15 protein-coding genes are annotated in these 19,471 nt (G+C 57.4%); 14 read left to right on the top strand and 1 reads right to left on the bottom strand.

Annotated elements, in window-relative coordinates:
• Positions 1-4: 4 nt before the first annotated feature.
• From ACIOWE_RS00485 to ACIOWE_RS00435, 11 genes are all read left to right on the top strand, one after another.
• Entirely contained in the window at positions 5-871 is an 867-nt protein-coding gene (locus ACIOWE_RS00485; RefSeq protein ID WP_401385936.1) for a phospholipase, read from the top strand.
• Between the two features lie 118 nt (positions 872-989).
• Positions 990-1,895 carry an AraC family transcriptional regulator gene (locus tag ACIOWE_RS00480; protein WP_401385933.1) on the top strand — a complete coding sequence of 302 codons (906 nt, stop codon included), beginning with the start codon at positions 990-992 and terminating at the stop codon, positions 1,893-1,895.
• Between the two features lie 342 nt (positions 1,896-2,237).
• Positions 2,238-3,548, top strand: a complete 1,311-nt coding sequence (locus tag ACIOWE_RS00475) for an ABC transporter substrate-binding protein (RefSeq protein ID WP_401385930.1) — start codon at positions 2,238-2,240, stop codon at positions 3,546-3,548.
• 186 nt (positions 3,549-3,734) lie between these two features.
• Positions 3,735-4,661, top strand: coding sequence for a carbohydrate ABC transporter permease (locus tag ACIOWE_RS00470; protein ID WP_201238073.1), 927 nt, complete (start codon positions 3,735-3,737; stop codon positions 4,659-4,661).
• Between the two features lie 8 nt (positions 4,662-4,669).
• Positions 4,670-5,500: a carbohydrate ABC transporter permease gene (locus ACIOWE_RS00465; RefSeq protein ID WP_003225143.1), complete on the top strand. Its 831-nt coding sequence runs from the start codon at positions 4,670-4,672 to the stop codon at positions 5,498-5,500.
• Positions 5,501-5,666: 166 nt separating this feature from the next.
• Positions 5,667-6,770, top strand: a complete 1,104-nt coding sequence (locus tag ACIOWE_RS00460; protein WP_401385927.1) for an ABC transporter ATP-binding protein — start codon at positions 5,667-5,669, stop codon at positions 6,768-6,770.
• A gap of 18 nt (positions 6,771-6,788) precedes the next feature.
• Positions 6,789-8,261: a mannitol dehydrogenase family protein gene (locus tag ACIOWE_RS00455; RefSeq protein ID WP_401385924.1), complete on the top strand. Its 1,473-nt coding sequence runs from the start codon at positions 6,789-6,791 to the stop codon at positions 8,259-8,261.
• 132 nt (positions 8,262-8,393) lie between these two features.
• A complete protein-coding gene (gene xylB / locus ACIOWE_RS00450) occupies positions 8,394-9,890 on the top strand; it encodes a xylulokinase (protein ID WP_401385921.1) in 1,497 nt (498 codons plus the stop codon).
• A 13-nt stretch (positions 9,891-9,903) separates the two neighbouring features.
• Positions 9,904-10,842, top strand: a complete 939-nt coding sequence (locus ACIOWE_RS00445) for a carbohydrate kinase (protein WP_401385918.1) — start codon at positions 9,904-9,906, stop codon at positions 10,840-10,842.
• A 47-nt stretch (positions 10,843-10,889) separates the two neighbouring features.
• Positions 10,890-11,510, top strand: coding sequence for a hypothetical protein (locus tag ACIOWE_RS00440; protein WP_103305000.1), 621 nt, complete (start codon positions 10,890-10,892; stop codon positions 11,508-11,510).
• A 160-nt stretch (positions 11,511-11,670) separates the two neighbouring features.
• Complete coding sequence (locus ACIOWE_RS00435; RefSeq protein WP_401385915.1) at positions 11,671-12,873, top strand: hypothetical protein; 1,203 nt, start codon at positions 11,671-11,673, stop codon at positions 12,871-12,873.
• A gap of 173 nt (positions 12,874-13,046) precedes the next feature.
• Here ACIOWE_RS00435 and ACIOWE_RS00430 read toward each other — a convergent pair whose 3' ends face one another.
• On the bottom strand, positions 13,047-14,348 hold the full coding sequence (locus ACIOWE_RS00430; RefSeq protein WP_401385912.1) for an OprD family porin: 1,302 nt from the start codon (positions 14,346-14,348) through the stop codon (positions 13,047-13,049).
• Positions 14,349-14,722: 374 nt separating this feature from the next.
• Here ACIOWE_RS00430 and tssI point away from each other — a divergent pair, with 374 nt between their 5' ends.
• From tssI to ACIOWE_RS00415, 3 genes are read left to right on the top strand one after another with little or no spacing between them, the layout of a single operon-like run.
• Positions 14,723-16,963, top strand: coding sequence for a type VI secretion system tip protein TssI/VgrG (tssI, locus tag ACIOWE_RS00425; RefSeq protein WP_401385909.1), 2,241 nt, complete (start codon positions 14,723-14,725; stop codon positions 16,961-16,963).
• A gap of 3 nt (positions 16,964-16,966) precedes the next feature.
• A complete protein-coding gene (locus tag ACIOWE_RS00420) occupies positions 16,967-18,253 on the top strand; it encodes a VRR-NUC domain-containing protein (RefSeq protein ID WP_401385906.1) in 1,287 nt (428 codons plus the stop codon).
• 31 nt (positions 18,254-18,284) lie between these two features.
• A complete protein-coding gene (locus tag ACIOWE_RS00415) occupies positions 18,285-19,397 on the top strand; it encodes a type VI immunity family protein (RefSeq protein ID WP_401385904.1) in 1,113 nt (370 codons plus the stop codon).
• Positions 19,398-19,471: the final 74 nt, after the last annotated feature.

Below are 19,471 nucleotides of genomic sequence, written 5' to 3'. Positions count from 1 at the left end.
ATACATGAACACTACTAATCAAGGCAACTACTCCAATCATAACTGGATGACGACCACCCCCCAATTTGACGCACTGTCTCTGAATGAAATGACTCTGCCGGGAACCCATAATGCCGGCAGCGACTGGAAAGCCAGCTACCCTCTTTTCGGCCCACCTCGCCACTGGCTCGCCTGTCAGCATGACTCGTTTTATGCGCAATTGAGTCATGGATCCCGAGCTCTGGATATTCGCTTGATGAGCCAGCCTTCTGCAAAGGGACTGGGCAAATTCCGAATGCATCATAATGAGCACCCCAACTCTCGAACGCTGGGCCACCTGATGTCCGACATCAATCAGTTTCTCGGTGAAAACCCTGACGAGTTCATTGTTGTAGATGTTCATAAAATGTCCGGCCCAACGTTTGACTTCCGCTATTTCAACGAAGTGGTTCAGCACCTGTTCGGCGACAGAATCATTCCACCAAACAACGCACGCCTTACATTGGGGCAACTCAAAAAAATCAGCTCCACACAAAGAGTATTGTTTGCCACCCCGACTCACAGCGAGTTGTCACACGAAGTATTTTTTGAGCAGATAAATCACAAATGGATTGGCACCGGCATCGTTAATGCCGATGAACTGAATAAATATATCTCTGAAGTAATGGAGTATCCGCCTGGCAAGTGGGCACTTTGGTCTCTTTCCGCAACCAGTTACGCTACTTTCGGAGGCCCTGTGGATATTCATGAACATTTAAATATCTGGTTCGATCCAAAAAACAGTGACTGGGCGATGAAATGCAACATTATCAATGTCGACTTCATTGAGGAGAGCAACGTCGTTGCTTACTGCCACATGGCCAACCTGAAAAGGGCAGCCGGAAAGCGGTAATCAGCTGAACCCCACACGACCGCATTCCATAGGGTGTCACGCGAAGCTGAGACGGGCTGGCACTGCCGGTGTAGAAAGAGGCATGATCAGCCAGCGATAACAAAAAAAGCGCTCAGCCATGACTCGAACCGCACGCGTGACCGACCCCTCTTACGAGTTGATGGATGACCACAACGGGTTATCCATCATCTACCGCCAGCACGGCTTCCCCTGCCCACTGGTGCGCTGGCATTTCCACAAGGAATACGAGCTGCACCTGATCGTCGCCAGTTCCGGCAAGGTATTCATCGGTGATTACATCGGCAACTTCTACCCGGAAACGCTGTTTCTGACCGGGCCCAACCTGCCGCATAACTGGATCAGTCAGGTGGCTGAAGACGAAGTGGTGGAAAAACGCGACATGCTCGTCAACTTCACGGACGAGCTGTTCGAAAGCGGTCACCAGATATTCGCTGAACTGAAAACACTGGCACCCTTGTTGGATCGGGCGCAATACGGCATCGAATTCCGCGGCAAACAGACGATCCGCCAGGCCATAACGCTGATGCAGCGAATCGCCGACACCCGGGGCATCACCCGGCTCGGGCACTTTTTCATTCTGATGGAGTTGCTGGCGGCCAGTGACGACTATCAGTTGCTGTCTGGCGCCACCACCCCTCAATTGGCCGATGAACACAATATCGACCGCACCAACCGCGCCGTCGATTACATTTTCAGCCATTACGCCCGGGATATCTCGCTGGAGGAAGTGGCTGAACACCTGGGCATGACGCCGACCTATTTCAGCCGTGTGTTCAAACAGGCCACAGGGCGCAACTTCATCGAGTTCGTCAATCGCTTGCGCATCAGCAAATCCTGCGAGTTGCTGGCGGACGGCGATAAACCGGTGACCGATGTGTGCTTTGAGTCGGGTTTCAACAATATCTCCAACTTCAATCGGCGGTTCCAGCAGCTCAAGGGCATGACGCCTTCGCATTATCGGCGCCTCGCGGTGCAGCGCCTGACTGAACAAAACCTCGGCTGATGCGCAGCTCCCCTGTAGGAGTGAGCCTGCTCGCGATAGCGGAGCGTCAGCCAACATATCTGCAAACTGTCACACCGCTATCGCGAGCAGGCTCACTCCTACAGGGGGGGTGTCGGCATTAGAAACCTGTACGCATTCGATAGCATTTCCCCGCTGAAAACCCCTTCCCTGCGTTGGCCACGCCAAACCCCAGTGCAAAAAAGTATCAATCGAAGTGCGACGGATGATTTGTCAGACCCACGATTGAAGGCTGTAATCAGTGCACATTCTTCCTGCATTCGGAAGACACAAAAACAATAACCGTCCTTCTGCCACCCGCCGGGTGCAGAAAAGGAGTGCACGATGCAACCCACTGCAAAAGCTCTGCTTGCTCTCACCTGCATGACCCTCAGCAGCGTCAGCCTTGGCGCCCAGACCCTGACCATCGCCACCGTCAACAACAGCGACATGATTCGCATGCAAAAACTCTCGAAAACCTTCGAGACCGAGCATCCGGACATCAAGCTCAATTGGGTGGTACTGGAAGAAAACGTCCTGCGCCAACGCCTTACCACCGACATCGCCACTCAGGGCGGCCAGTTCGATGTGTTGACCATCGGCATGTACGAAGCGGCACTGTGGGGCGCCAAGGGTTGGCTCGAACCGATGAAGGATCTGCCGGCCAGTTACGCCCTCGACGACGTGTTCCCGTCGGTGCGTGAAGGCCTGTCGGTGAAGGGCTCGCTGTATGCCCTGCCGTTCTACGCCGAAAGCTCGATCACCTATTACCGCACCGACCTGTTCAAGGACGCTGGCCTGACCATGCCGGAACGTCCGACCTGGGAACAGATCGCCGGTTTCGCCGAAAAACTCACCAACAAAGATAAAGAGCAGTACGGCATCTGCCTGCGCGGCAAGGCTGGTTGGGGCGAGAACATGGCGCTGATCACCACCGTCGCCAATGCCTATGGCGCGCGTTGGTTCGATGAGAAATGGCAACCGGAATTCAGCGGCCCCGAGTGGAAAAACGCACTTAACTTCTACGTCGACACCATGAAAAAATCCGGCCCGCCGGGCGCGTCCAGCAACGGTTTCAACGAAAACCTGGCGCTGTTCAACAGCGGCAAATGCGCGATCTGGGTCGACGCCAGCGTCGCGGGCTCGTTCGTCACCGACAAGACCCAGAGCAAGGTTGCCGATCACGTCGGCTTTACCTTCGCTCCGCATCAAGTCACCGACAAGGGCTCGGCGTGGCTGTATTCGTGGGCGCTGGCGATTCCGACCAGTTCCAAGGCCAAGGATGCAGCAAAAGAGTTCAGCGCCTGGGCCACGTCCAAGGAGTACGGCGAGCTGGTGGCCAAGACCGACGGCATCGCCAACGTACCGCCGGGCACTCGCGCCTCGACTTACAGCGACGCCTACATGAGCGCAGCGCCGTTTGCCAAGGTCACGCTGGAGTCGCTGAAAGCCGCCGATCCGAGCAAACCGACGCTGAAACCGGTGCCGTACATCGGCATTCAACTGGTGACCATTCCTGAGTTCCAAGGCGTCGGCACCCAGGTCGGCAAACTGTTCTCGGCAGCGCTGATTGGCCAGACCACGGTGGATCAGGCCCTGGCGGCCGCACAGCAAACCACTGAACGCGAGATGAAGCGCGCCGGTTATCCCAAGTAACCCGTTCCTGCTTCCAATTGTGGCGAGGGAGCTTGCTCCCGCTGGGCTGCGAAGCGGCCCCAAATCCGGTAGACGCGATGCAACAGACAAACCGCATTTGCCGGTTCACGACTGCTTCGCAGCCGAGCGGGAGCAAGCTCCCTCGCCACAGAGAACTCGCTGCATTACGAGTAAGTGATCATCACCATGAATACTTCAACTGCCAAAGCCCACCTCGACCTGTCGCAACCCCAGCGCAAGGTCCGCGTACGCAATCCCGGCTGGTTTCTGGTCAGCCCTTCAGTCGCCTTGTTGCTGCTGTGGATGATCGTGCCGCTGGGCATGACCATTTACTTTTCGATGATTCGTTACAACCTGCTCGACCCGGGTGTGAACGAATTCGTCGGACTGGAGAACTTCACTTACTTTCTGACCGACTCGGGCTTCCTGCCGGGCGCCACCAACACCCTGCTGCTGGTTGGCAGCGTGTTGCTGATCAGCGTGGTGTTCGGCGTACTGATCAGTGCGTTGCTTGAGGCCAGTGAGTTCCTGGGTCGCGGCATCGTCCGGGTGATGTTGATCTCACCGTTTTTCATCATGCCCACGGTCGGTGCGCTGATCTGGAAAAACCTGATCTTCCACCCGGTGTCCGGGATCCTCGCCTACGTCTGGAAACTGTTCGGCGCGCAACCGGTGGACTGGCTGGCGCACTACCCGCTGCTATCGATCATCATCATTGTTTCGTGGCAATGGCTGCCCTTCGCCATCCTCATCCTGATGACCGCCATGCAGTCCCTCGATCAGGAACAAAAGGAAGCCGCGCGCCTCGACGGCGCCGGCCCGATCGCGATCTTCTGGCACCTGACCCTGCCGCATCTGGCCCGGCCAATCGCGGTGGTGGTGATGATCGAAACGATCTTCCTGCTGTCGGTGTTCGCCGAGATTTTCACCACCACCAACGGTGGACCGGGCTACGCCTCGACCAACCTCGCCTACCTGATCTACAACCAGGCGCTGGTGCAGTTCGACGTCGGCATGGCCTCGGCGGGCGGTTTGATTGCTGTGGTCATCGCCAACATCGCCGCGATCATTCTGGTGCGGATGATCGGCAAAAACCTGACTGACAAAGCCTGAGGCCTGCCATGACTCTTCAACAATCCCGCCGGCTGCAAAGCCTGCTGCTCGGCACCCTGGCCTGGGCCATCGCGATCGTGATTTTCTTCCCGATCTTCTGGATGGTGATGACCAGTTTCAAAACCGAAATCGACGCCTTCGCCACGCCGCCGCAGTTCATCTTCACGCCGACGCTGGAGAACTACCTGCACATCAACGAGCGCAGCGACTACTTCAGTTTCGCCTGGAACTCGGTGGTGATTTCCTTCAGCGCCACCGCACTGTGTCTGCTGATCGCGGTGCCGGCGGCCTACTCGATGGCGTTCTACGAAACCCAGCGCACCAAAGGCACGCTGTTGTGGATGCTCTCGACCAAGATGCTGCCGCCGGTGGGCGTGCTGATGCCGATCTACCTGCTGGCGAAGAGTTTCGGCCTGCTCGACACGCGCATCGCGCTGATCGTGATCTACACCCTGATCAACCTGCCGATCGTGGTCTGGATGATTTACACCTACTTCAAGGACATCCCCAAAGACATCCTCGAAGCCGCCCGCCTCGATGGCGCCACGCTGTGGCAGGAAATGGTTCGCGTGCTGCTGCCCATCGCCAAGGGCGGTCTCGCCTCGACCGTGTTGCTGTCGCTGATCCTGTGCTGGAACGAAGCGTTTTGGTCGCTGAACCTGACCTCGTCGAAAGCTGCGCCACTGACTGCGTTGATCGCCTCGTATTCAAGCCCTGAAGGTTTGTTCTGGGCCAAGTTGTCGGCGGTCTCGACCCTGGCCTGCGCGCCGATCCTGATCTTCGGCTGGATCAGCCAGAAACAACTGGTGCGCGGCCTGTCGTTCGGCGCCGTGAAATGAATCTCCCGAACCTACTGCAACCCCCTGTGGGAGCGAGCCTGCTCGCGAAGGGGCCGTGTCAGTCACCATCTTTGGTAAATGACACACCGCATTCGCGAGCAGGCTCGCTCCCACATAAAAGCTCGCCCGGCCCAAACGAATAACAATACTGTGGAGGCCCATCATCATGGCCAACCTGAAAATCAAGAATCTGCAAAAAGGCTTCGAAGGTTTTTCCATCATCAAGGGCATCGACCTGGAAGTGAACGACAAGGAATTCGTGGTCTTCGTCGGCCCGTCCGGCTGCGGCAAATCCACCCTGCTGCGGCTGATCGCCGGCCTGGAAGAAGTCAGCGGCGGCACCATCGAACTCGACGGCCGCGACATCACCGAAGTCAGCCCGGCCAAGCGCGATCTGGCGATGGTGTTCCAGACCTATGCGCTGTACCCGCACATGACCGTGAAAAAGAACATGTCGTTCGCCCTCGATCTGGCCGGCGTGCCGAAAGCCGAAGTGGAGAAAAAAGTCGGCGAAGCGGCGCGCATCCTTGAACTGGGACCGATGCTGGAACGCAAACCGAAACAGCTTTCCGGTGGTCAGCGTCAGCGTGTCGCCATCGGCCGCGCCATCGTGCGCAACCCGAAAATCTTCCTGTTCGACGAACCGCTGTCCAACCTCGACGCCGCGTTGCGCGTGCAAATGCGCCTGGAGTTGCTGCGCCTGCACAAGGACCTGCAAGCGACGATGATCTACGTGACCCACGACCAGGTCGAAGCGATGACCATGGCCGACAAAGTCGTGGTGCTCAATGGCGGCAAGATCGAGCAAGTCGGCTCGCCACTGGACCTTTATCACAACCCCGCCAACCTGTTCGTTGCCGGGTTCCTTGGCACACCGAAAATGGGCTTCCTCAAAGGCAAGATCGCCCGCGTCGACGCTCAGGTCTGTGAAGTCTCGCTGGATGCCGGCACGCGCATCATCCTGCCGTTCAATGCTAACCATCTGAGTGTCGGCAGCGTGGTGACGCTGGGCATTCGCCCGGAACATCTGGAGCTGGCGCAACCGGGCGACTGCACCCTGCAAGTCACCGCCGATGTCAGCGAGCGGCTGGGCAGCGACACCTTCTGCCACGTCAAGACCAACGCCGGCGAGGCGTTGACCATGCGCGTGCGCGGTGATCTGGCCAGCCGTTATGGCGAACAACTGAACCTCTATCTGGACGCCGCCCACTGCCATTTATTCGATGCCGAAGGTGTGGCGCTGACCCGTCCGCTGCGCGCTGCCGCCTGATTTTTCGAGACTTGCCCAATGAAACTGAACAGACAAAACCTCAACCGCCTCGCCGCCGAAGTGCTACTGCCGGCCTACAGCCTCAGTGATACCCGTCAGGGCATCGCGCACATTGGCGTCGGCGGTTTCCACCGGGCGCATCAGGCGTATTACACCGACGCGCTGATGAACACCGGCGAAGCACTCGACTGGGCGATTTGCGGCGTCGGCCTGCGCGCCGAAGACCGCCGCGCCCGCGACGATCTCAAGGAGCAGGATTACCTGTTCACCCTGTTCGAGCTCGGTGACAGCGACGACACTGAAGTGCGAGTGATCGGCGCGATTCGCGACATGCTGCTGGCCGAGGATGGCGCCCAGGCATTGATCGACAAGCTCGCCGACCCGCAGATCCGCATCGTCTCGCTGACCATCACCGAGGGCGGCTACTGCATCGACGACAGCAACGGCGAATTCATGGCGCATCTGCCGCAGATCCAGCACGATCTGAACAACCCGGACTCGCCGAAAACCGTGTTCGGTTTTCTCTGCGCGGCCCTGGAAAAACGCCGGGCGGCCGGCGTTCCGGCCTTCACTGTGATGTCCTGCGATAACCTGCCGCACAACGGCGCGGTCACCCGCAAGGCGCTGCTGGCGTTTGCCACTCTGCGCAACAGCAATCTGTGCAGCTGGATCGACGCCAACGTCAGTTTCCCCAACGCGATGGTCGACCGCATCACGCCAATGACCAGCACCACGCATCGCCTGCAACTGGCCGACAAACACGCGGTGGATGACGCCTGGCCGGTGGTCTGCGAGCCGTTTGTGCAGTGGGTGCTGGAAGACAAATTCGTCAACGGCCGGCCGGACTGGGAAAAAGTCGGCGTGCAGTTCACCGATGATGTTTCGCCGTACGAAGAGATGAAAATCAAACTGCTCAACGGCAGTCATCTGGCGCTGACGTATCTGGGTTTTCTGAAAGGCTATCGCTTTGTCCACGAGACCATGAATGACCCGCTGTTCGTGCGCTACATGCGGGCGTATATGGACCTGGATGTCACACCACAACTGGCGCCGGTGCCGGGCATCGACCTGACGCAATACAAGGACACGCTGGTGGCGCGGTTTTCCAATCAGGCGATTGCCGATCAGCTTGAGCGGGTGTGTTCGGACGGTTCGTCGAAGTTTCCCAAGTTCACCATCCCGACGATCAACCGGCTGATCGCCGATGGACGCGAGACCAAGCGTGCGGCGTTGGTGGTGGCGGCCTGGGCGTTGTATTTGAAGGGTGTGGATGAGAATGGCGATACCTATTCGATTCCTGATCCACGGGCGATTTTTTGCCAGGCATTGGTGGCGGATGATGCGTTGATGACTGAGCGATTGTTGGCGGTCGAAGAGATTTTTGGCACGGCGATTCCGCGGGCGGCGGAGTTTGTCGCGGCGTTTGAATGGTGTTGCAACAGCTTGCGCGAAGATGGTGTGACCCGGACTTTGGAGCGGGTGTTGGCTTGATTGAAGCGGTGATGCGACTGACGCCTTCGCGAGCAGGCTCGCTCCCACAGGGGAACGCATTTCAAAATGTGGGAGCGAGCCTGCTCGCGAATGGCGTCACCCGGATGGAACTGACGCCCTGAGGATCTTACTGTGACAACCCGACAACTCTTCCTCGGCATCGACTGCGGTACCCAAGGCACAAAAGCGATCATCCTCGATGCTGCCAGCGGCGAAGTACTCGGCCACGGCGCCGCCGCCCATACAATGATCAGCGGTGCCAACGGCCGTCGCGAGCAAGACACTCGCCAGTGGCTGGAAGCCTTCGCCCTCGCCACCCGCCGCGCACTGCTAGCGGCGAATGTCGATGGCCAGTCGATCCTCGGCATCGGCGTTTCCGGCCAGCAACATGGGCTGGTGCTGCTCGACGATCAAGGCGAAGTCCTGCGCCCGGCCAAGCTCTGGTGCGACACCGAAACCACCCCTGAGAACGACCGCCTGCTCACGCATCTGGGCGGTGAAAAAGGCTCGCTCGAACGCCTCGGCGTGGTCATTGCGCCCGGCTACACAGTGTCGAAACTGCTTTGGACCAAAGAACAACATCCGGTCGTGTTCGCACGCATCGCACGTATTTTGTTGCCCCACGACTACCTCAACTTCTGGCTCACCGGTCGTGCCTGCAGCGAATACGGCGACGCCTCCGGCACCGGCTATTTCAACGTGCGCACACGCCAGTGGGATTTGCAGTTGCTGCGTGACATCGACGCCAGCGGACGTCTGCAAGCGGCGCTGCCTGAACTTATCGATGCGCACGAAGCCGTCGGTACAATCCTGCCAGCCATCGCCGAACACCTCGGCATCAACCCTGACGCACGGGTCGCAAGCGGCGGCGGCGACAACATGATGGGCGCGATCGGCACCGGCAATATTCAGCCCGGCGCGATCACCATGAGCCTCGGCTCCTCCGGCACGGTGTACGCCTACGCCGAAACCCCGAAAGTCAGCCCGGATGCCAGCGTCGCCACATTTTGCTCATCGAGCGGCGGCTGGCTGCCGCTGATCTGCACCATGAACCTGACCAACGCCACCGGCGCAATTCGCGAATTGTTCGAGCTGGATCTCGACCGGTTCAATGAACTCGTTGCCCAAGCCCCCATCGGCGCCGAAGGCGTCAGCCTGCTGCCGTTTTTCAATGGTGAGCGCGTCCCCGCCCTGCCCCACGCCACCGGCAGCCTGCACGGTTTGATGCTGGATAATCTGACTCAGGCCAATCTGTGCCGCGCCGCTGTCGAAGGCACAACGTTCGGATTGCGCTACGGACTGGATTTGCTCCGCCAGAATGGTTTACAAAGCCGCAGCATTTGCCTGATCGGCGGCGGTTCGAACAGCGCGGTGTGGCGGCAGATCGTCGCCGACATCATGAACACCCCGGTGATCTGCACCGAACAAAGCGAAGCCGCCGCCCTCGGTGCCGCGATTCAGGCGGCATGGTGCAAATCCTGGTCGAACGGCCACGAAAACACGTTGGCCGACCTGTGCCAGCGCTGCGTGAAACTCGACCTGAGCAGTGAAACCCTGCCGATCGCCGCCAATGTCGCGGCGTTTCAGCAGGCTTACGAACGCTATCAACAGCATGTCGCAACCCTATAAAGAGCAAACAATTATGTATTTGGTGTGTGGCGAAGCCCTGTTTGATTTCTTCAGCGAAGACGATGCCAGCGGTCTGGCTTCGAAAGTGAATTTCAAGGCGATTGCCGGCGGCTCGCCGTTCAACGTCGCGGTGGGCCTGCGTCGTTTGGGCGTGGACTCGGCCTTGTTCGGTGGTCTGTCCACCGACTACCTCGGCCGCCGCTTGCAGCAGGTACTGCAGGAGGAAGGCGTACGTCCCGACTATTTGGTGGACTTCGCCGCGCCGACCACGTTGGCAATGGTTGCCGTCGGCGCCAACGGCTCGCCGCATTACAGTTTCCGCGGTGAGGGTTGCGCAGATCGGCAGTTGAGCCTCGCGCATTTGCCATCGCTGGGTCCTGAAGTGCGCGGTTTGCACATCGGCTCGTTTTCGCTGGTGGTGCAGCCGATTGCCGACACCCTGCTCGCACTGGTTCAGCGTGAAAGTGGCAAACGCCTGATCACCCTCGACCCCAACGTGCGCCTCAATCCCGAGCCGAATATCGAACTGTGGCGCGAACGGATTGCCACGCTGGTGCAACTGGCGGATCTGATCAAAGTCAGCGACGAAGACTTGAGCCTGCTCTACCCCGAGCAGGATCCGCAGCGCGTCATCGAAGGCTGGCTGGAGCATCGCTGCCAGGTCGTCTTCCTCACCCGTGGCGGCGAAGGCGCCAGCGTGTTCAGCCGCGCCCATGGTTCATGGTCGGTGCCGGCGTGCCCGGTGAAGATCGCCGATACCGTCGGCGCCGGCGACACCTTCCAGGCCGCGTTGATCACGTGGCTGACCGAGCACGGTCTGGATTCGGTCGAAGGCGTGCAGCACCTTGCTCGCGAGCAGATCGACGCCATGCTCAAGTTCGCTGTGCAAGCGGCGGCGCTGACCTGCAGCAAGACCGGTCCGGATTTGCCCTATCGTCACCAATTGAGCTGAGCGCGTAGACTGTCGCCCTTTTTAAGCGCATGACGGGATAACGGCTTTTGAACTCAGGGCAGACGGTTGGACTACTGGTACTCGCGGCACTGTTGACGGGTTGCGGCACCTCGCCGCCCCGCTCGCCGGAAAACATCTGCGAGATCTTCCGCGAAAAGAGTGATTGGTACGACGCCGCGCAGGTCACGCAAAAGCGCTGGGGCGTACCGATCCAGGTGCCGTTCGCGATCATGTATCAGGAATCCGGCTACCGTTACGACGCCAAGACCCCACGCAAATACCTGCTCTGGGTGATTCCGTGGGGCCGCGTTTCAACCGCGTCGGGTTATGCGCAGGCCAAGGACGAAGTCTGGTCCGACTACCAGAAAAGCACCGGCCGCAACTGGGCCGACCGCGAAGACTTCGACGACGCCATCGACTTCGTCGGCTGGTACATGGACAAAACCACCAGCATCAACGGCGTCTACAAATACGACGCCTACGGCCAGTACCTCAACTACCACGAAGGCTGGGGTGGCTATCGCAACAAGACTTACGCCAGCAAGGCGTGGCTGATGCCGACGGCGCGCAAGGTGCAGAACCGTTCCGATATGTATGCCCAGCAATATGCTGGTTGCAAGGAAGACCTCAACCGAGGGTTCTGGAGCCGGTTCTGGCATTGGCTATAAACACCGCCCCTCCTACAGTTTCCGGGAAAAGTCGTTCGCTATACCTGAAAAACTCCCTTGTCTAGTTGTCAGAGTTGACAGCTAGGCAAGGGAGTTTTTTGTTTGTCTACTGGGATCAGGAGCCATTGGCAATCAGTGGTCACCCATGGAAGGAATACCTATGAAGCTGTTATTGAAACCGCTCATCACTGCCGTCTCATTACTACCCATGTTCGCCCTGGTAAACAGTGCGCAGGCTGGCCAACCGATACCTGTTGGCCCCGACTCAGGAGATTGCAGAGCATCTGGCGTGATGGAAACAACCAGAGTGCTGGGTTTCTGTGTCGTCAGCGGAGTGAAAAAAGCCTGGTTCTTGAATGCAAATCCGACCGAGTTGATCAACCTCAAACCTTTGCAGGCCAATCGCTCCTGCGACAGTAGTTTTTTGTCACAGAACGTCATGACGGGCACCTGTGATCAGCTTTTGGGGGCGGTATTGGGCAAAGTACCCGTGTTCTGGCGCGTTGCCTCCCCCAAAGACCCGCCCAAGCGCCTGCAGCCCTTGCCACTTGATACGGGAGCCGAACTTCGCGCCTCGACACTCTTTGGCAATGTGGCGGGCCAAAGTATTACCCTCCTGGGTAACACCGCTGTGGTATGGCGCTTTGAGAAAGGCGGTGAACCGGTCCAGGTTTCGGCCCGAAATGATAATTGCCGCGTCGCCGCTATCGCTGATTCCAATGCCGATGGCTCGACGCTCGTGGCGCTCAATTGCCCACACCTGCTGGGAAACCCGAAGGCCACTGTCGCTACGTTCAATGGCTCAACGTACGTCATGAAATCGCTGAAACCACCCCCGGCGGCGACGTATTGCGAGGTGGTCGGCATCAATGGCCAGGGTCAAGCGGCTGGCACTTGCCATTACGCCAATCACGTAACTACCGCAAACTACTGGTCGGGACCTGATGCCGAGGCGAAAACACTGGAGTCAACGGAAAACTATCCGGTGGAGGTCGTATTCTTCAACAACAACGGCGTCGCCATCGTCAAGGTTCTGGTGGCACAAAATCATGAAGTCCCGGCATTCTGGCGCACTTCAACACCCGATGCAGAGCCTCTGCCCACCCCGCAAAACTTCGAGAATTGCCGGGCTGACGCGTTGGCCCTGAGCGTTGATACAACGCTCATGACTTGCGCCTCTGGAGACCTTTCCGTCCCCAACACCGTCTTCACCTGGAGCCCGAATGGTGGCCTGAACAGTATTCCGCCCGCAGTGGGAACTGACGAATATGCAGGAGAGGCGATTTCAAACTCGGCGCTGGAGGCTGTTGGCTCCTTTCAGGCGGGCCCCAGCATAAGAGCCTTTATCAGCACACTGCCCTGACCTGACCTGACCATTGCCAAGAGATCTCAATCGCGGCTTCTGGAGCCGGTTCTGGCACTGGCTATAACTCCCACAGGGATCTTCGGTGAACACAGATTTTGCGACCACCGGATAAACCTGTGGGAGCGGGCTTGCCCGCGATGGCGGCGGGTCAGACGCCGAAAGCCCGACGGTTACAACACCGAAAAGTTGTAACTCACGATCAACCGGGTCTCATCCACATCCCGGGCAAACTTCTCGTAGTTGGTCCGATACGTCGCATTACGCAAACGCAGACTCACATCCTTGAACGTGCCGGTCTGAATCACGTACTTCAACTCGCTGTCGCGTTCCCACTCTTTACCTTCCTGATCGCTGCCCAGCACCTTGATGTGATCGCCGTTGACATAGCGCGTCAGGAAACTCAGGCCATTGATGCCGATTGCCTTGAAGTCATAGTCATAACGCAACTGCCAGGAACGTTCCTGTGCGGCGGCGAAGTCGTTGACCTGCACGTAGTTGACCAGATACGGGTTACTGCCATCGAGGTACGGCATCGAGTTATCGCCGTTCATGCGCTGCCAGCCGCCACTGAAGGTATGGCCGCTGATGGCGTAGGACAGCATGCCGCTCAACGCCCGGTTATCAATGGAGCCGGCCTTCGCATCGCCACTGTCGGCACTTTTCAGCAAGCGCAGATCAGCCTTCAACACACCGTCGCCCAACTTCTGATTGGCCAACAGGCCGACGAAGTGCTGGCGATAGGTGTCTTCAAGTTCAGCGTAGTGATACTGCGCGGTCAGGCGATCGTTGATCTTGTAGTCGAAGCCGTACATGTCGAAATGGTCGGCGGTGGTGTTGCACGCGTAGCGCTTGTTCTTGCAGTGCACGCGGATGTCTTGCGAGTCGGTGGAGTCGCGCGCGGTGTACTTGTCCAGACGCGCGGCCATGAAGGTGAGGTCCTTCACTTCCTTTGAAGTCAGCAGCGCACCGTTGAACATCGTTGGCAGCAGACGGCCATCGTTGTACTTGAGCAGCGGCAGATCCGGCAGCAGCGCGCCGTACTTCAGCACCGTGTCCGAGACCTTCACTTTCGCGGTCAGGCCCATTTTCGCGTATTGATCTTTCGAGCCGCGAGGGTCCTGCCCGCTCGACGGCAGCAAACCGCTATTGCTGCTGTCGGCGCTGGAGTCGAGTTTGAAGCCGAGCATGCCCAGCGCATCAATACCGAAACCGACAGTGCCTTCGGTGTAACCCGATTGCAGGTTGAGAATGAAGCCCTGCGCCGACTCTTCCCGCTTCGATGCGCCCTGATCGTTCGAGGTGTGCCCATCACGGAAATCGCGGTTGAAGTACACCGTGCGCGATTCGATTTTCGCCGTGGTGTCTTCAAGAAAACCGCGGGCCTGAACCTGTGCGGCAAAACCGGCGCACAGCACAACGGCTCCGAAGCCAAACGACTGGCGCGGGGTGATGAGGGGAAATGGGGGACGCATGAAAAACTCCAACAATGCAGCGTTTGCGCAAGGCGCAATAAGCCAGAAAAATAGCTCCCGTCCCGGATCAAAATTGAGCCGGGAGAAAGTGAACACGCAGGGGTGAGGCGCAATGATGGCAGATGGCTTTAACGTGCCACAGGCGACTTTAGTCTGAAACTGACTGGCTATTCTTCAATGCCCGGCTGGGTTGATATCGCCGGCCGACCGGCGCAGGCATCCACGAAACGCCCGGTTTCATTGACCAAAACCCGCTATCTAAGGGTTTGCCCTATGCCCCGCCAGTGCCGTGCGTACGGCATTTGCGCCTTGAACGAGGCGGTTTAATCCTCCATCATCCGTCCCCTGCTTATTCAACGGACGGAATTCAAGGCATGCTGGACGCCAATGCAACCCACATCACCCTCACGCTCGAAGGCGCCAACGCCGACCTGCAAGTCCTCAGCTTCACCGGTCGCGAAGCCCTCAACGAACCGTTCCGTTTCGACCTCGAACTGGTCAGCGCCCGCCCCGACCTGAAGCTCGAAGAGCTGCTGCACAAGCCCGGTGTGCTGACTTTCGGCGCCACGGGCGAAGGCAAGATTCATGGCCTGGTGTACCGCATCGAGCAAGGCGATTCCGGCAAGACCCTGACCCGCTACAGCATCAGCCTGGTGCCGCAACTCGCCTACCTGCGCCATAACCACGACCAGCAGATCTTCCAGCAGCTCACAGTGCCGAAGATCATCGCCCAGGTTCTCGAAGATCGCGGCATCCTCGCTGACGCCTACAGCTTCCAGCTCAGCGCCCAGTACCCGGAACGCGAATACTGCGTGCAGTACGACGAGTCCGACCTGCACTTTATTCAGCGCCTGTGCGAAGAGGAAGGCATCCACTTCCACTTCCAGCACAGCAGCAGCGGCCACAAACTGGTGTTCGGCGACGACCAGACCGTGTTCCGCAAACTCAAAGCCGTGAGCTACCAGCAAGACTCCGGCATGGCCGCCGACAAACCGGTGATCAAGCGCTTCAACCTGCGCCTGGAAACCCGCACCACCCGCGTCAGCCGCCGCGATTACGACTTCGAAAAACCGCAGATCCTCCCCGAAGGCACGGCAACCAGCCCCTTCGCCCCGGACCTCGAAGACTACGATTACCCCGGCCGCTTCACCACCCGCGAGCGCGGCAAGCACCTCTCGACCCGCGCACTGGAACGCCACCGCAGCGACTACAAACTCGCCGAAGGTAAAGGTGACGAGCCGACCCTCACCAGCGGCCATTTCCTTACCCTCGCCGAGCACCCGCGCGCCGAGTGGAACGACCTGTGGCTGCTGCTCGAAGTCTTCCACGAAGGCAAACAGCCGCAGGTGCTCGGCGAAAACGTCACCAGCGACGTCACCGACAACAAAAGCGATTTCCACCAAGGCTACCGCAACAGCTTCCTCGCCACGCCGTGGGACGCGCACTACCGCCCTGCCCTCGAACACCCGAAACCGAAAGTCCTCGGCAGCCAGACCGCCATCGTCACCGGCCCGTCCGGCGAAGAAATCCACTGCGATCAATACGGCCGCATCAAGGTGCAATTCCACTGGGACCGCGACGGCCAGGCCGACGACAAAACCACCTGCTGGATGCGCGTCGCCAGCGGCTGGGCCGGTAGCGCCTACGGCGGCCTCGCCATCCCGCGTGTCGGCATGGAAGTCCTCGTCACCTTCCTCGAAGGCGATCCCGACCAGCCACTCGTCACCGGCTGCCTGTACCACAAGGAAAACGTCGTCCCCTACGACCTGCCGGCCAACAAGACCCGCAGCACCTTCAAAACCCTCAGCTCACCGGGCGGCAAGGGCTACAACGAATTCCGCATCGAAGACAAAAAAGGCATCGAGCAGATCTACATCCACGCCCAGCGCGACTGGGACGAGAACATCGAGCACGACCAGAAGATCCGCGTCGGCAACGAACGGCACGACACCGTTGAAGCCAACACCCTGAGCGAGTTCAAGGTTGAAGAACACCGGATCACCCATCTGGATCGCGTCAGTGAAATGCGCGCGGATGATCACCTGACGGTTGGCGTGACCCAGCATGTGAAAGTCGGTACGGCGCAGTTTGTCGAGGCTGGGACGGAAATTCACTACCACGCTGGCGAGAAGGTTGTGGTTGAGGGGGGGATGGAGCTGACCGCCAAGGCTGGTGGGAGTTTTGTGAAGGTTGATGCGGGTGGTGTGACGATTAGTGGGGCTGAGGTGAAGGCTAATACTGGCGGCGCGCCGGGGGTTGGGACCGGGATCGGGATTTTGATTCCGTTGATTCCGGGGTTGGCTGCGGCGGATAAAGCAGGAAAATTGCTGCAAAGCGCGCCGCGTAGTCATAAGGCGCGCTATCAGCTACTCGATGAAAAAACCGGAGAACCCGCGGTAGGTAGTGCGTACACACTCAGGCTTGCAGATGGGACTCGAATCGCAGGTTATGCCGACCATGAAGGCAAAACTTTTTTAGCGCGTACTGCTGAGCCATCACCAGTGGAACTGTTGACACCAGAACGAAAACCGGAAAAGAAAAAGCCGTTGATCCGGGTCGGTGAAACCGCACCTACCGAAATGGTAATGGACTACCTGAATGCCAAGGAGGGCTGATAAATGGCAGTAGCTGAATCGTCAGAAACGCTGAAGAAATGCACATCAACTAGCATTGAGGGGCAAGTCACTATAGGTACAGTGTCTCCGCGGAATCAGTCTTACCTTATGGACAAGGCTCAGTATGGTCTTTTATATCCAAAGCTTTCTTTCAAGCGCTTGAAAGACGGCAGCGAGTCGGACGCAGAACTCAAGCAGCTCGTCATGAGTGGTCTCATCAAAGTCGACGAATATCTTCGTGATTTCTTCTTCGAATATAAAGCGGAAGTCAGCTTTGATATGAGGCCGCCTCCTCCTCAAGCCCCTATCCCGTATCTTAGCTCGTCGCTGGTAGGTGGAAAAAAACCGGATCCTGATCGTCGCCATACCATGACGTTCTTCCCAAGTAACTCAATGGGTGGATTTTTACGTCGGCCAGATGTCGTCATCGTCAAAAATGCCCAGATTCGTTGGCCAGGATTAGAATGTCTAGACCACGACGGGGCCCCTCATAAAAACAATGTTGAAAGAGTTGTTGAAGTAAAATTTCCTGGCGATGTTCTGGGAAGAGGCCAGCGAGTGGACTATGAGCGCATCGCCGGAGATCTTGATCGATTTGCAGTATTGGAAGTAAAGGATTGTCGGAGCAAAAAAGAGCGCGAGGCTGACAAGAAATTCAACAGAGAGCACAGACCCACACAAGCTTACGATCCTAACAAATGGACGCTACCGCCCATCCCTGAGCGTCCGCCTAAAGAGGCGCCCACACCTGTCCCGGTCTACGGTCCCGAACCAATTCCAAAACCTGCACAGGTAGAACGTTGGACGCAAAAAATCGATGCGGCGGTGGACAGTCTCATTGAACAAGGAGGACGGGGTCTCCGTGACCTTTCGCAAGATGTTGAAGAACATCTTGCAGAGGCAGCCGCCTGGATCAGTTCTCAAAGCGAGTGGCTACGTCTTGAATCACAGAAAGCTTGGGAATGGGTTGGCGAGGCCGGCGGTGAAGTGATGCGTTGGACAGACGATCAGATACGCGAAATCTGGTCAGAAATACAGAAATATACTGATTTGACACTGGAAGCCTTACGCGAAGTTGATTGGGTGCATTGGCTGGTATTTGTAGGCTCTGCTGTTGCAACTGCCATCGTAATCATAGTTGTCGGCGAGGTCGTTGTAGCGCTCGGGATTCCAGCAAGTCTTATCGCTGGGCTGATGATGATAATAAAATTTGCGGTGAGGTTCTGGCCCGAATTGTTTAAGGTGTTGAACCAAGCGATCACCATGCCCGCACTTCGCCCCGCATTTTAATTATTAGCCGAGAACGATCGTGAACGAAATAATGGAAAACCTCAAAAGTCGCGCCGAAGATTTGTCATTTGAGCTCTCGGACGGTACACCCGTGGTCAAGCTTGGCTTGATCGCAACACTTTACTTCAAGAATGGATACACAACTGAAGTTAAAACATCTGTAATGGATTGCTTCCGTGCTTTTTATGAAGAGTTCGGGGCCCACTTGAAAGGACAGATTAAAGATAAGTACACAAAGCTCACTCAACAAAACCTTGAAAAAAACGTAGAGAAAACAATACGCACCGGCCCAAATGAGCAGTACGAATGGCAACTTACTAGCGCCGCCAGTATTTATGAATCTGAAGAGTACGGAATATCAACCATGAACAGCCGGGAGTTGCACGGCGACCATGCTCGATCATATATAAAAATCGTACTACCCTGGCAACTTATAACCACCGAAGAAGGGTTATCTCGATATAATCACTGGATAAACTTCCTGAGCTCGAAAGTCAACGCCGAGCACGGATATGGTGGATTATCAACAATCCTTCCTTATGATTTCGATAGCTATTTGCCAATGGAGTTTGAGCTTGCTCAACGGTATCTAGGGCTGGACGTTGACTCAATGCCCCATAGTTTGACTATTCATTTGATCGACTTTATTAAAGGGGTGAACTGGCAAACTGTGCTAGGAGAGACCTTTGTTCAGAAACTTGGGGGAGAGGATGCTCTGCGCCAAGCGCTTGAAGGGCGCGGTGATGTTCATATAGAACGATACGATAGTGGCTTGATTATCCGAGCAGGAGATCATCCTCAACTCGGTGCAATCGAGGACGGCGCACCGTCCTCTTACTTGGCCGTCAACAAAATAGTTAAATCACTGCGCATCCCTACCCCCAGTCAGTTGCATAATTATTCCCCACATGGGAATTGCTTCGAAAAAGACAGCACTGCACATTGGTACGCTCGGTTCGACCGGGAAGACAACGTCACTACTCCAGCTCGTGTGGAGTCAGGAAAACCGTGCCCGAAAGAAGGTATCTGGTTCACTCCTGCACGCGCCAATTCAAGTCGTTACTTTCAACAAGGTGAACTGATGCCAAGTTTTAATGACTCAGATTGGGGCGATACATTATGGTACTGGTCGAGCGAAAAATAGCATTGGGCATAAAGCAGGTCTTTTAATCGGCATCTAAGACCAGTGACGGACGCCAGCGGCATCGCTGGCTATAA

It is taken from the genome of Pseudomonas sp. NPDC087598, from assembly GCF_044743525.1.
Classification (GTDB): Bacteria; Pseudomonadota; Gammaproteobacteria; order Pseudomonadales; family Pseudomonadaceae; genus Aquipseudomonas.
This window is presented reverse-complemented; position numbering and strand designations above follow the sequence as displayed.